Raw genomic sequence first — 13,030 nt, forward strand, 5'->3', positions numbered from 1 at the left:
GTGCCGAGCAAAACCTCTCCGGGTGGAGCCCCTCCCGGCGAAACCCCTCCGGGTGGCGAACCGTCCCGGCCGATCAGGTCGTGGGTGTGTTCGTCACCCGGTACGCATGTGTGGCTGGCGGTCATCGCGATCACCAGCCTCGTCATCGCGCTCGCCCCCCACGGCCTGGAGACCTATCTCCTCCACCGCAACAGCAGCAATCTCCACCAGCTCGCGCACCATCCGATGCGGGCCCTGCTCGGCAGCGCGTTCTGGATCGAGGACCCCGCCGACCTGCTCCTGTACGCGGTGCTCTTCGAGGTCTTCCACGCCCCCGTGGAACGCTGGCTGGGCACCCCGAAATGGCTCTTCACCGTCGCCACCGCCCACATCGCGGCCACGCTCATCAGCCAGCAGGTGGTCCTCGTGGCCATCCGGCTCCACGACGTGCCGCGCAGCATGGCCCACGTCGTCGACATCGGGGTCAGCTACGGGCTCGCCGCCTCCGCCGGGATCCTCACCTACCGGCTGCCGAACCCCTGGCGCTGGTTCTACCTCGCCGCGGTCCTCGCGTTCTTCCTCGTACCGCTGGCCGCCGACCGCACGTACACCGACCTCGGCCACGCGATCTCCCTCGTGATCGGCCTGGCCTGCTACCCGCTGACCCGGTGTCCACCGCCCCCGGGAAAACCAGTGGTACCCGAACATCCGCCCGGCGCACACTAGTTGCACGGGGGAAACGGGGGATTCCCCGGGCGCGGCCGCTTCGAGCGCGCGGACCGAAGGTCCGCGCGAGGCCGTGAACCCGCGAAGGCCCGCTCCCCCCGGGGAGCGGGCCTTCGTACGGAATCCGGGCGGTCAGACCGAGAGCAGGCGCTCCAGGACGACCGCGATGCCGTCCTCCTCGTTCGAGGCCGTCACCTCGTCCGCCACCGCCCGCAGTTCCTCGTGCGCGTTGCCCATGGCCACGCCGTGCGCCGCCCAGCCGAACATCGGGATGTCGTTCGGCATGTCGCCGAAGGCGATCGTCTCCGCGGCCTTCACGCCGAGCCGGCGCGCCGCGAGCGACAGACCGGTCGCCTTGCTCAGGCCGAGCGGGAGGATCTCCACGATGCCGGGCCCCGCCATGACGACGTCCACGAGCCCGCCGACCGTCTCCCGCGCGATCCGGGTCAGCTCGTCGTCGCCCAGCGTCGGATGCTGGAGGTACATCTTGGTCAGCGGCGCCGACCACAGCTCCGCCGGGTCCTCGTACGCCACGTAGGGCAGCGGCCCCTCATGCGCCCGGTAGCCGGGGCCCATCAGGACCTCGCCGTCCAGACCGTCGCGGCTGGCGGCCAGCGCCAGCGGGCCCACCTCCGCCTCGATCTTGGAGAGGGCGAGCCCCGCGAGCTGCCGGTCCAGGGTCAGCGAGGTCAGCAGCCGGTGCTCACCGGCGTGGTAGACCTGCGCGCCCTGCCCGCACACCGCGATCCCCTGGTAGCCGAGGTCGTCGAGGATGTGCCGGGTCCAGGGCACCGCCCGGCCGGTGACCACGATGTGCGCGGCACCCGCCGCCGTCGCGGCGGCGAGGGCGGCCCGCGTGCGGTCCGAGACGGACTCGTCGGCCCGCAGCAGCGTGCCGTCGAGGTCCGTCGCGACCAGGCGGTAGGGGAAGGGGCTCACTTGGCGATCGGCTCCAGGACCTCACGGCCGCCGAGGTACGGACGGAGCACCTCGGGCACCCGCACCGAACCGTCGGCCAGCTGGTGGTTCTCCAGGATCGCCACGATCGTGCGCGGTACGGCGCACAGCGTGCCGTTCAGGGTGGCCAGCGGCTGCACCGTCTTCTTGCCGCCCTGCTCGTCGCGCATGCGGACGGAGAGGCGACGGGCCTGGAAGCCGTCGCAGTTCGACGCGGAGGTCAGCTCGCGGTACTTGCCCTGCGTCGGGATCCACGCCTCGCAGTCGAACTTGCGGGAGGCGGAGGCGCCGAGGTCACCGGTGGCGACGTCGATGACCTGGAACGGCAGCTCCAGGGAGGTCAGCCACTGCTTCTCCCACTCCAGGAGCCGCTTGTGCTCGTTCTCCGCGTCCTCGGGCGCGACGTACGAGAACATCTCGACCTTGTCGAACTGGTGGACGCGGAAGATGCCGCGGGTGTCCTTGCCGTACGTGCCGGCCTCGCGGCGGAAGCAGGGCGAGAAGCCCGCGTACCGCAGCGGCAGCTTGTCGGCCTCGATGATCTCGTCCATGTGGTACGCGGCGAGGGGCACCTCGGACGTGCCGACGAGGTAGTAGTCGTCCTTCTCCAGGTGGTACACGTTCTCCGCGGCCTGGCCGAGGAAGCCGGTGCCCTCCATGGCGCGCGGACGGACGAGCGCCGGGGTCAGCATGGGGATGAAGCCGGCCTCGGTGGCCTGGGCGATCGCCGCGTTGACCAGGGCGAGCTCCAGGAGCGCGCCGACGCCGGTCAGGTAGTAGAAGCGCGAGCCGGAGACCTTGGCGCCCCGCTCGACGTCGATGGCGCCGAGCGCCTCGCCCAGCTCCAGGTGATCCTTGGGCTCGAAGCCCTCGGCCGCGAAGTCGCGGATGGTGCCGTGCGTCTCGAGGACGACGAAGTCCTCCTCGCCGCCGACGGGGACGTCCTGGTGGACGATGTTGCCGAGCTGGAGCAGCAGCGCGCGGGCCGTCTCGTCGGCCTCGTTCTGCTCGGCCTCGGCGGCCTTGACGTCGGTCTTGAGCTGCTCCGCCTTCTGCAGGAGCTCGGCGCGCTCCTCGGGGGAGGCCTTGGGGATCAGCTTGCCGAGCGCCTTCTGCTCGGAGCGGAGTTCGTCGAAGCGGACGCCGGACGACCTGCGCCGCTCATCGGCGGAGAGCAGGGCGTCGACGAGGCCGACGTCCTCTCCACGGGCGCGCTGGGAGGCGCGAACACGGTCGGGGTCCTCACGGAGCAGGCGAAGGTCAATCACCCCACCAGGCTACCGGTGCGCGTTCACGTGCCCCCACCCGATAAAGGTGCGCGTGTTGTTTTGCCCGAATTGAGGCCTGGGGAAAGACTGATCGCCGGGTCTCCGCATTCACTTATCCACAGGCTGTGCGGAAGATCTGTGGACTATGGGGCCGCTCCCGTGGATTTCCCTCATCGCGCCTGGGAATTCCGTGATCAAACGCCATTGACGCACTCATTTGGGTGGGAATTGATCGCTCCAACGAGTGGGTCGACAGAGGAGTGATGACGAGGGCGCCTGTGAAGCGCTGTGGATGACGCACGGAGGGGCGGGGGGTGAGTGGGCCGATTTGTCGACCTTGCCCCCGCGCGGTGTCGACTTGTCCCCAGGCCTGACGTGATCCTGTGGATAACTTCTGTGGGTAACCGAAAAGTATGCAGGTAGGACTAGTGACCCGTACCTGTGGACGAACGCTCACGCTGCCGGGAGCGTTCGTCCACCATCGGATCAGGCCCGACCGTCCTGGGCCCTCGCCAGCCAGTCGGAGGCCTCCATGAACTCCACGTCCGAAGTCCCGCGCCGCAGCGCCCGCACGTCCTCGACCGCGACACCCGCCCGCGGGTACGAGCCGAGGAACCGCACCTTGGGGCAGATCCGCTTCAGGCCCATCAGCGCCTCGCCCACCCGCCGGTCCGAGATATGGCCCTCGGCGTCCACGGCGAAGCAGTAGTTCCCGATCCCCGCTCCCGTGGGCCGGGACTGGATCAGCATCAGGTTCACCCCGCGCACCGCGAATTCCTGGAGCAGTTCGAGGAGGGCACCCGGATGATCGTCACCCAGCCACAGCACCACCGAGGTCTTGTCCGCGCCCGTCGGAGCCGCGGGCCGGGCCGGCCGGCCCACCAGCACGAACCGGGTCTCGGCGTTCTCCGCGTCGTGGATCTCGGTGACCAGTGCCTCAAGACCGTAGGTCGCCGCAGCGAACTCCCCCGCGAAGGCGGCGTCGAACCGGCCCTCCTGCACCAGACGCGCCCCGTCCGCGTTGGAGGCGGCCGACTCCCACACCGCCTCGGGCAGGTGCTCCCGCAGCCAGTTCCGGACCTGCGGCTGGGCCACCGGATGGCCCGTGACCGTCTTGATCTCCGAGAGCTTGGTCCCGGGCCGGACGAGCAGCGCGAAGGCGATCGGGAGGAGCACCTCGCGGTAGATCATCAGCGGCTCGCCGGAGGCCAGCTCGTCCAGGGTCGCGGTCACCCCGCCCTCGACCGAGTTCTCGATCGGGACGAGCGCGGCGGCGGCCTCCCCGTTCCGTACGGCGTCGAGGGCGGCCGGGACCGAGACCATCGGGACGAGTTCCCGCGTCGCGGCCTCGGGCAGCGTGCGCAGCGCCGCTTCGGTGAAGGTGCCTTCGGGGCCGAGATAGGTGTACCGGGTGGCGGACATACCGTCACCCTAATGCTCGCCGTCGCCGCGAGCGGCCGCCCGAGCGAGGCCTCTCACCCCTCGGACGGCGGCCCGCCCAGGCCCGGCCGCCGCCTGCTCCGGGCCCTGTGCTCACGCCTCCAGGAGGCGCTGGCCCACGTACTCGCCCTCGGCGGGGCCGCCCGGGACCGCGAACAGGCCGCTCGCCTCGTGGCGGATGAACTGGGACAGCGCGTCGCCCCGGTCGAGCTTGCGCTGCACCGGGACGAAGCCCCGGAGCGGGTCCGCCTGCCAGCAGACGAAGAGGAGGCCCGCGTCCGGCGTCCCGTCCGGACCGATCCCGTCGTGGAAGGAGAACGGCCTGCGCAGCATCGCCGCACCGCCGTTCTGTTCGGGGGCGGAGATCCGGGAGTGGGCGTTGTCCGGGATGACCGTCTTCCCGTCAGGACCGAGCTTGTTCAGGTCGAGCTCGGTGGTCTCCGAGCCGCCGGTGAGCGGGGCACCGTCGGACTTCCGGCGCCCGATGACCTTCTCCTGCCGGTCCAGGGGCAGCTTCTCCCAGTCGTCGAGCAGCATCCGGATCCGGCGCACCACCGCGTACGAGCCGCCGGCCATCCACTCCGGTGCGCCGCCGGACCCGGCCGGGACGAAGATCCGCCGGTCGAAGTCCGGGTCGGTGGGCTTCGGGTTGCCCGTGCCGTCGACCTGGCCCATCAGGTTGCGGGCGGTCATCGGCTTCGTGGTGGCACCGGCCGAGCGGTTGAAGCCGTTCATCTGCCAGCGCACCCGGGCCGCGTCCCCCGCGTCCTTCTGGATCGCGCGCAGCGCGTGGAAGGCGACGAGCGCGTCGTCGGCGCCGATCTGCACCCACAGATCGCCCTCCGAGCGCCGGGGGTCCAGGGCGTCGGAGGAGAAGGCGGGCAGCGGGTCGAGCGCGGCGGGCCGCCGCGAGGTGAGCCCGGTGCGGTCGAAGAAGGTACGGCCGAAGCCGAAGGTGACCGTGAGGGAGGACGGGCCCGCGTCCAGGGCGATACCGGTGTCCTCGGCCGGGGCCTTGCCCGACATCAGCACCTTCGCCGTGGCCGACCAGCGGCGCAGCAGGGCGGCGGCCTCCTTGCGGCCGGCGCCCGGGGCGAGGTCGAAGGCGATCAGATGACCGCGGGACTGGAGGGGGGTGGTGATGCCCGCCTGGTGTTTCCCGTGAAACATCACCGCGGTCGAGCCGACGGTGGTCAGGGCCGGGGCGCCGCCGGCTCCGGCTCCGGCGGTGTCGTCGCCGGACAGGGCCGCGGAGATCCCGGCGCCGCCGGCCGCGCCGACGACGAGGCCGGCGGCGCCCGCCGCGCCGACGGTGCCGAGCAGGCGCCGCCGGGAGAGGTCGAGGTTGTCGCTGTCGGTCACGTGCTTCAGCCGATCTTCACGTTCTTGTCGATGGTGGTCTGGTCGATCTCGGAGGTACGGACGGTCACCTGGATCTTCCAGTCGCCGGGCATGGGGATCTGGACGCCGCTCGCGCTCCAGTGCCCGGTCTGGATCCGGTCGGGGGCGACGGGCAGCGGGCCCACGTCCTTCGCCTCCAGGGTGAGGGCGACCTTGATCTCGGGGACGTCGAGCGGCTTGCCGTTGGGGCGCTCGACGAAGAGGTGGAGCGCGTTGGAGCCGGTGCGGCCGGGGTCGAGGCTGAGACGGACGACGCCCTTGCCGTCGACGCCGCCGGTGTCGAAGGGCAGCCGGATGTCGACGGGCCGGTCGGGCACGGCGGCCGGACCGGAGGCGGAGGTGGCCCGCCCGGCCTCCTCCTCGGTGCGGCCGGGCTCGGTCGAGGTGAGGACGGTGGTCACGGCGAGGAGGACGACGGCGACGGCGGCCTCGGTCAGCACCGAGCGGCGCAGACCGGCCCGCTCGGGGTCGGCGTCCCGCTCCCGCTTGCGCCGGGCGGTGGCGACGGCGGCCCGCTGCCGGGCGAGCTGCGCGGCCCGCACGGGGTCGACGGCCGCTGCGGCGGGGCCTCCCGAGGCCTCGGCCTCGTCGGGCGCCTCGGGCTCGTCGGCCTCCTCGGGCTCGTCGGCCTCCTCGGGCTCGTCGACCTCGTCGGGCGCCTCGGCCTCCAGGGCCTCGTCCATGTCTTCGGCGTCCTCGGCGTCCTCGGCGTCCTCGGGCGCCTCGGCCTCCGGGGTCTCGCCCGCGTCCTCGGCCTCCGGGGTCTCGTCCGCGTCCACGGCCTCTTCCGCCGTCGACGTCGGCGACGGAGTCGACCGCGTCGCGGGCTCCGCCAGGCGCTGGGTCCAGCGGCGGGAGATCCAGGCGATGCCGACGAGGACCGCCATGAGGCCGATCTTGACCAGGAGCAGCTGGCCGTACCGGGTCCCGGTCAGGGCGGACCAGGAGCCGACCTGGCGCCAGGACTGGTAGAGCCCGGTGGCCGCGAGGACGGCCACGGAGCCGAAGGCCACCTTGGAGAAGCGTTCGACGGCGGAGCGCTCGACGGACGGCGCCTTGTGGAGGGCGACGAGCAGCACGGTGAGGCCGCCGAGCCAGGCGGCGACGGCGAGGAGGTGCAGGATGTCGACGGGCATGGCGATGCCGGGCTGCAGACCGGTGGAGGCGTGCTCGGCCAGGGCCCAGGTCCCGGCGATGCCGGCGGCGACGACGGTGCCGCCGAGGCCGAGTCCGAAGGCGAGGTCCTTCTTCTCCTTCGGGTCGGTGCGGCGGGCGTAGGCGCCGAAGAGGACGGCCACGAAGAGCGCGGCCGCGCCGAGCAGCAGCAGCCGGGAGGTGAGCGCGGCGCCGGTCTTCGTCTCCAGGACGGCCTTCAGACCCGCCAGGTCGAAGGCGTCGGAGAGCTTCCCGGAGCCGGTGTACGGGCTGCGCAGGAGCAGCAGCGCGAGGGTGGCGCCGGTGAGGGTCAGCCAGCCCCGGACCACCGTCTGCTGGACGGGGCGGACGCTCGCGCCGCGCGGCCAGCAGGCCAGGACGAAGGCGCCGCCGCCGACGAGGACGGCGAACCCGGCGTACGAGAGGTAGCGGGCGATGCCGTAGAGGACGCCGACGAGGCCGCCGCCGGGCGCCTGGTCGGTCAGGGCGACGGAGGTCGTGGAGGGGGCGCCGATGGAGAAGGTGAAGGCACCGGCGACGGGGTGGCTGTCGGAAGAGACGGCCTGCCAGGCCACGGTGTACGTGCCGTCGGGCAGTCCGGCGCGGAGCCCCACCCCGTACCGGACGACGGAACCGCTGCACAGATCGCGTATCTCGCCGGTGTCGGCCCGTCGGCCCGCCGGGTCGAGGACCCGGATGGAGTCGGTGCTCAGGGCGACCTGTTCGGAGAAGGTCAGGTTGACCTCCTTGGGGGCGGTGGCGACCACCGCCCCGTCCTTCGGGTCGCTGCCGGTGAGCGCCGCGTGCGCGGAGGCGGGCGCGGCGCCGGCGAGCAGCGTGCCGAGCAGCGCGGCCGCGAGGATCAGCAGCCGGGCCAGGGCGTTGCCGAGGCGCGGGGCGGTGGTTGTCATCTGTGTGTCACTCCGTCAACGAGCTCAGTGCTGCTGCGGGTTGTGGTTGGGCGCTTCGACGGGAACGTCGACCTTGATGGGGTCGGACTTCTCGAAGTGCAGCTCGATGCTGACCTTCTCGCCCTGCTTCGGCGTCTTCTTCAGCTCCATGAACATGATGTGGCTGCCGCCACGCGTCAGGGAGAGCTCGCCGTTCGCGGGGATGTCGAAGGACTTCACCTGCTGCATCTTCTGGTTCTTCGTCTCGTGCATGGTGATGTCGTCCGAGAGCGGGCTGGTGACGGAGGTGAGCTTGTCCGCGGTGCCGCTGTCGTTCTTGATGGTGAGGAAGCCGCCGGCCATGTCCATCACCGGCTGGGGCATGAACGCGCCGCTGACCTCCAGGTCGGGCTTGCTGTCGGAGGACGAGCACCCGGTCAGCGCGAGCGCGGCGGCGAGCGCCACGGCGGCGGACAGGGCGGTGGTGCGGCGGGTCACGGGTTCTCCCCCTTGATGATCTTCGGCAGGTCCTTGGCGTAGTCGTCGACGGTCGCGTCCTCGCCGTACAGGACGTAGCCCTGGTCGGTGGTGGGCGAGAAGGCGATCACCTGGGCTCCGTGCATGGAGACGACGTTGCCGTCCTTGTCCTTCGTCGGCGGGTCGATGCCGATGCCGATCTGCCGGGCCCCCGCCTGGATGGCGGAGAAGTCGCCGGTGAGACCGGTGAAGGAGGGGTCGCCGGCGGCGGGCAGCCACTTGGCGAGCTCGGCGGAGGTGTCCCGCTCGGGGTCGGTGGTGACGAAGACGACCTGGAGCTTGTCCTGGTCGGCCTTGGGGAGCTGCTTCCTGGCGATGGCGATGTTGCTCATCGTCAGGGGGCAGACGTCGGGGCAGTGCGTGTAGCCGAAGTAGATGAGGGTCGGCTTGCCCTTGGTGCGCTCCCGCAGGTCGTACTTCTGGCCCTTGGTGTCGGTGAGGACGAGTGCGGGCTTGGTGAACGGCCGGTCGAGGACGGTGGCGGCCTTGGTGTTGTCGCTGCCGCCGACGACCTCGGCGACCGCCGAGCCGGAGCCCGCGGGCTTGTCGTCGTTGCCGCCGAGGCCGACGGCGGCGGTGATGCCGATCGCGGCGGCGATCGCGACGGCCGCGATGACGAGCGGCGTGCGCCGCCCGGGGCGGGTCGTGGCCGTGGCCGTCGCCGTCCCGGGCGTCTTCTCTTCAGACATGGTGCTTCTTCCGGATATCGGGTGAGGGTGCGGCCGTCAGGCCGAGCGGCGACGGCCGGCGAGGACGCCGAAGGCGACGCCGGCGATGCCGACGAGGATGCCGACGACACCGAGGACACGGGCCGTGGTGTCGGTGGCCGAGGAGGCGGAGGCGGTCTCCTCGTGGTCGGCCTTCTCGTCGTCGTGACCGGCCTTCTCGTCGGACTCGGCGGAGGCGGACGGGGCCGCACCACCGTGGTGGTCCGCACCGCCGTGGTGGTCCTCGTCGGCGGAGGCGGCGGAGAGCTTCAGGACGGGGGCCGGGTTCTCCGGCTCCTCGGCGCCGTCCTTCTGCTCCTCGATCCAGCGCACGACCTCCTTGTTGTCGTACGTCTGGATCGCCTTGAGGACCAGCTCGTCGGTGTCCTCCGGCAGCTGGCCGAGGGAGAGCGGGAACTGCTGGAACTGGCCGGGGCCGATCTTCGAGCCGTCGGCGGTCCAGGTGACCTTGGAGACGGCCTCGTTGATCTTCTTGCCGTGCATCTCCAGCGGCTTGCTGAGCTTGCTCTTGGTCACCTCGACCTTCCAGCCGGGGACGGGCTGCGGCATGACGGAGGCCAGCGGGTGGTCGAGCGGGAAGTTGACCTCCAGCTTCACGGTGGAGGCGTTGTCGCGCTCGTTCGGGACCTTGATGTCGACGGTCGCGTAGCCGCCCTTGGCCGCCTCGCCGTGCGGCTGCACGCCGACGTGCGCGAAGGCGGTGCCGGACAGCAGCACCACGGAGGAGAGGGCGATGCCGCCGGCGAGGGCGACGCGGGTGGTGGCGGAGACACGGGAAACGCTCATGGCAGAAGACACTCCAGCTCGGAGAGCTCGAAAGCTCGAAGACTCGGTGAAGGATGCGGAAGTCCGGCGCGCCCCGGGACGGGAGTCCCGCACGGGCGTGCGGACGAGCGCGGCCCGCCCCTGCTGGGCGGTCCGCGTCAGGCTGCGAGGACGCAGTCGGCGGCCGGGGGGCCGCGCCTGATCACCGTGTGCTGAAGGGCCTCGGCCACCGGCGGCGGCGAGGAGTCGAAGGCGGTACGGAGGGTCCGCCGCGGCCCGGTGCGCGGCGCCGCCGACAGTCCGGCGAGCAGGGCCCGTACGAGACGGAGCGCGGCCCGCAGGGAGCGCACGAGGGCGCACTCGGCGAGCTCCGTCGCGCCCTCCTCGGACAGCTCCACGAGCCGGCCGAGGGCGCGGTCGCCGCGGCGCAGCAGCCAGCCCGTGGCCAGGGCGGCCAGGAGGTGGCCGAGGAGCATGGGCAGACCGGGCAGCAGCTCACCGGCGGGCGCGGTCGCCCCGGCGGCCATGTGTCCCATGTGGGCGTGCGCGGTGGCCGGGTCGAGCCCGGCGTCGGTGATGATCCGGGTGGCGTCGGTGGGGCTGAGCGAGGCGGTGCCCGCTCCGCAGACCAGTCGGGCGGCCATCCGGACGAGGGCGTCGTCGGCCTGGTCGCTCAGGGCGAGCTGCCGCTGTCCGAGCCCGAAGAGGACGTGCAGGCCGAGCTGCCCGCCGGCGAGGGCGCCGACGACGGAGCCGAGGGAGCGCTCGCGGCCGGTGAAGAGCACGGTGACCCCGAAGACGCCGAGGAAACCGGCGACGACGGTCCACAGGGCGATGCCCGCGCAGGCGGCGAGGGCGTGTCCCAACGCGGACAGCACGACGCAGACCGCGGTGAACACCGCGGCCCTCAGCAGCCGTGGAGCGAGCGCGGGGGCAGTCATGGCGGGCCCATCATCGCACCACGCGCAAGACCGCCATGCGGCAGGTCCGGAAGGTCGTCCTTGAGCGGCTTCGCGGTGACATACACCGGCGCACCCGCCCTCTGCATCCGCCGAACGAGCGCTCTTGACGGCTTCCCGCGCTTACGGAGCGTCCGCTCCGGCAATAGGTATCGGTATGTCGAGCCGCTGCCGGGAGGCTGGAGCATGAGCATCTGGTGGTCACTCCATCTGCGGCGCGAGGCCGCGAGCGTGCCGCTCGCGCGAAGGCTTCTGCTGGGCACGATGGAGACGGCGGGCGTCGATCCCGACGTGTCGTACGAGTTGTCGGTCGCGCTGACCGAGGCCTGTGCCAACGCCGTGGAGCACGGCGGCGGAGGAGGTTCCCGCGAGCCGGAGGGCGCGTACCGGGTGACGGCCTACCTGGACGGCGAGACCTGCCGCATCGAGGTCGCCGACTCGGGCCCGGGTTTTCCCGGGGCGGCGGCGCCCGCGCGCCCCTCGGACGACGCGGAGCACGGCCGGGGGCTGCGCCTGATCGAGGAGCTGGCCGATCACGTCCAGTTCGGCAACCGCTCGGGCCGGGGCGGTGCCGTGGTCAGCTTCGACAAGATCCTGAAGTGGCGGGACAGCCCGTCGCTCCTCATGGCGTGACGTAAGGGCGTGACGTACGGGGAAGGGCCCCCGCCGGTCGGTCGGCGGGGGCCCTTCTGTTCCAACGTACGCGGGAATCAGCCCTTCAGCGCGGCCATCCACGCCTCGACCTCGTCGGCGTGGCGCGGCAGCGCGGCCGAGAGGTTCCGGTTGCCGTCCTCGGTGACGAGGATGTCGTCCTCGATCCGGACGCCGATGCCGCGGTACTCCTCCGGCACGGTCAGGTCGTCGGCCTGGAAGTACAGACCGGGCTCGACCGTCAGGCACATGCCCGGCTCCAGGGTGGTGTCCACGTACATCTCGGTGCGCGCGGCGGCGCAGTCGTGGACGTCCATGCCGAGCATGTGGCCGGTGCCGTGCAGGGTCCAGCGGCGCTGGAGGCCGAGCTCCAGGACGCGCTCGACCGGGCCCTCGACGAGGCCCCACTCGACGAGCTTCTCGGCGAGGACGCGCTGGGCGGCGTCGTGGAAGTCGCGGTAGGCGGCGCCGGGCTTCACCGCGGCGATGCCGGCCTCCTGCGCCTCGTACACGGCGTCGTAGATCTTGCGCTGGATCTCGGTGTACCGGCCGTTGATCGGCAGGGTGCGGGTGATGTCGGCGGTGTAGAGCTCGGTGGTCTCCACGCCGGCGTCGAGCAGCAGCAGGTCGCCGGAGCGGACCGGGCCGTCGTTGCGGACCCAGTGCAGGGTGCAGGCGTGCGGTCCCGCGGCGGCGATGGAGCCGTAGCCGATGTCGTTGCCCTCGACGCGGGCGCGGAGGAAGAACGTGCCCTCGATGTAGCGCTCGCTGGTGGCCTCGGCCTTGTCGAGGACCTTGACGACGTCCTCGAAGCCGCGGGCGGTGGAGGCGCAGGCCTTCTCCAGCTCGGCGATCTCGAAGGCGTCCTTCACGAGGCGGGCCTCGGAGAGGAAGATCCGCAGTTCCTCGTCGCGCTCGGCGGTGACCTTGTCGGTCAGCGCGGCCTCGATGCCGGCGTCGTGGCCGCGGACGGCGCGGACGGGGCCGGTGGCCTCCTTGAGGGCGTCGGCGAGCTCGCGGACGTCCTTGGCCGGGATGCCGAGGAGCTGCTCGGCCTCGGCGAGGGAGTGGCGGCGGCCGACCCACAGCTCGCCCTGGCCGTCGAGCCAGAACTCGCCGTTCTCGCGGTTGGAGCGCGGCAGCAGGTAGATCGTGGCCTCGTGGCCGTCGGCCGTGGGCTCCAGGACGAGGACGCCGTCCTGGGTCTGGTCGCCGGTGAGGTACGCGTACTCGGTGGAGGCGCGGAAGGCGTACTCGGTGTCGTTCGACCGGGTCTTCAGGTTGCCGGCGGGGATCACCAGGCGCTCGCCCGGGAAGCGGGCGGAGAGCGCGGCGCGGCGGGCGGCGGTCTTGTCGGCCTGCGCGATCGGCGCGAGGCCGGTGAGCTCGGTGTCGGCCCAGCCGGACTTCATGTTCTCGGCGAGCTCGTCGGACACGCCCGGGTAGAGGCCGTTCTTCCGCTGCTTGATCGCCTGCTCTTCGGTCTCGGTCTCTTCCGGGGTCTCCGGGGTGAGCTCCTCGGCCACGGGTCTGCCTCCTCTTGGTACGACACTGAACCCCCACCATCGTACGGT

Annotated in this window: 12 protein-coding genes; 2 read left to right on the plus strand and 10 right to left on the minus strand. The window is 71.9% G+C overall.

The genetic code is table 11. From position 1 onward, the window contains the following. The gene (locus tag SVTN_RS19370) at nucleotides 1-705 is read left to right on the plus strand and encodes a rhomboid-like protein (protein WP_041130241.1); all 705 of its coding nucleotides are present in this window, start codon (nucleotides 1-3) and stop codon (nucleotides 703-705) included. Between the two features lie 132 nt (nucleotides 706-837). Here SVTN_RS19370 and SVTN_RS19375 read toward each other — a convergent pair whose 3' ends face one another. The 9 genes from SVTN_RS19375 to SVTN_RS19415 all read right to left on the minus strand — a co-directional run bounded on the left by SVTN_RS19375 (nucleotide 838) and on the right by SVTN_RS19415 (nucleotide 10,787). Then, nucleotides 838-1,644: an HAD family hydrolase gene (locus SVTN_RS19375; RefSeq protein ID WP_041130242.1), complete on the minus strand. Its 807-nt coding sequence runs from the start codon at nucleotides 1,642-1,644 to the stop codon at nucleotides 838-840. After that, entirely contained in the window at nucleotides 1,641-2,930 is a 1,290-nt protein-coding gene (gene serS / locus SVTN_RS19380) for a serine--tRNA ligase (protein ID WP_041130243.1), read from the minus strand. The genes SVTN_RS19375 and serS overlap by 4 nt, the downstream gene beginning before the upstream one ends. Before the next feature lie 486 nt (nucleotides 2,931-3,416). After that, complete coding sequence (gene pheA / locus SVTN_RS19385) at nucleotides 3,417-4,352, minus strand: prephenate dehydratase (RefSeq protein ID WP_041130244.1); 936 nt, start codon at nucleotides 4,350-4,352, stop codon at nucleotides 3,417-3,419. A gap of 111 nt (nucleotides 4,353-4,463) precedes the next feature. Then, on the minus strand, nucleotides 4,464-5,732 hold the full coding sequence (gene efeB / locus SVTN_RS19390) for an iron uptake transporter deferrochelatase/peroxidase subunit (protein ID WP_041130245.1): 1,269 nt from the start codon (nucleotides 5,730-5,732) through the stop codon (nucleotides 4,464-4,466). A gap of 5 nt (nucleotides 5,733-5,737) precedes the next feature. Then, the gene (locus SVTN_RS19395) at nucleotides 5,738-7,837 is read right to left on the minus strand and encodes a copper resistance CopC/CopD family protein (RefSeq protein WP_052499212.1); all 2,100 of its coding nucleotides are present in this window, start codon (nucleotides 7,835-7,837) and stop codon (nucleotides 5,738-5,740) included. A 24-nt stretch (nucleotides 7,838-7,861) separates the two neighbouring features. After that, the gene (locus SVTN_RS19400) at nucleotides 7,862-8,314 is read right to left on the minus strand and encodes a copper chaperone PCu(A)C (RefSeq protein ID WP_041130246.1); all 453 of its coding nucleotides are present in this window, start codon (nucleotides 8,312-8,314) and stop codon (nucleotides 7,862-7,864) included. Further along, nucleotides 8,311-9,042 carry an SCO family protein gene (locus SVTN_RS19405; RefSeq protein WP_174518269.1) on the minus strand — a complete coding sequence of 244 codons (732 nt, stop codon included), beginning with the start codon at nucleotides 9,040-9,042 and terminating at the stop codon, nucleotides 8,311-8,313. Before SVTN_RS19405 ends, SVTN_RS19400 begins: the two co-directional genes overlap by 4 nt. Nucleotides 9,043-9,078: 36 nt before the next feature. Further along, the gene (locus SVTN_RS19410; RefSeq protein WP_041130247.1) at nucleotides 9,079-9,867 is read right to left on the minus strand and encodes a YcnI family copper-binding membrane protein; all 789 of its coding nucleotides are present in this window, start codon (nucleotides 9,865-9,867) and stop codon (nucleotides 9,079-9,081) included. A 137-nt stretch (nucleotides 9,868-10,004) separates the two neighbouring features. Beyond that, the gene (locus SVTN_RS19415) at nucleotides 10,005-10,787 is read right to left on the minus strand and encodes a hypothetical protein (protein ID WP_041130248.1); all 783 of its coding nucleotides are present in this window, start codon (nucleotides 10,785-10,787) and stop codon (nucleotides 10,005-10,007) included. A gap of 204 nt (nucleotides 10,788-10,991) precedes the next feature. Here SVTN_RS19415 and SVTN_RS19420 point away from each other — a divergent pair, with 204 nt between their 5' ends. After that, nucleotides 10,992-11,438, plus strand: coding sequence for an ATP-binding protein (locus SVTN_RS19420; protein WP_041130249.1), 447 nt, complete (start codon nucleotides 10,992-10,994; stop codon nucleotides 11,436-11,438). A gap of 77 nt (nucleotides 11,439-11,515) precedes the next feature. Here the strand turns inward: SVTN_RS19420 and SVTN_RS19425 are convergent, their stop codons facing one another. Then, nucleotides 11,516-12,982, minus strand: coding sequence for an aminopeptidase P family protein (locus tag SVTN_RS19425; RefSeq protein ID WP_041130250.1), 1,467 nt, complete (start codon nucleotides 12,980-12,982; stop codon nucleotides 11,516-11,518). Nucleotides 12,983-13,030: the final 48 nt, after the last annotated feature.

It is taken from the genome of Streptomyces vietnamensis (genome assembly GCF_000830005.1).
Taxonomy (GTDB): domain Bacteria; phylum Actinomycetota; class Actinomycetes; order Streptomycetales; family Streptomycetaceae; genus Streptomyces; species Streptomyces vietnamensis.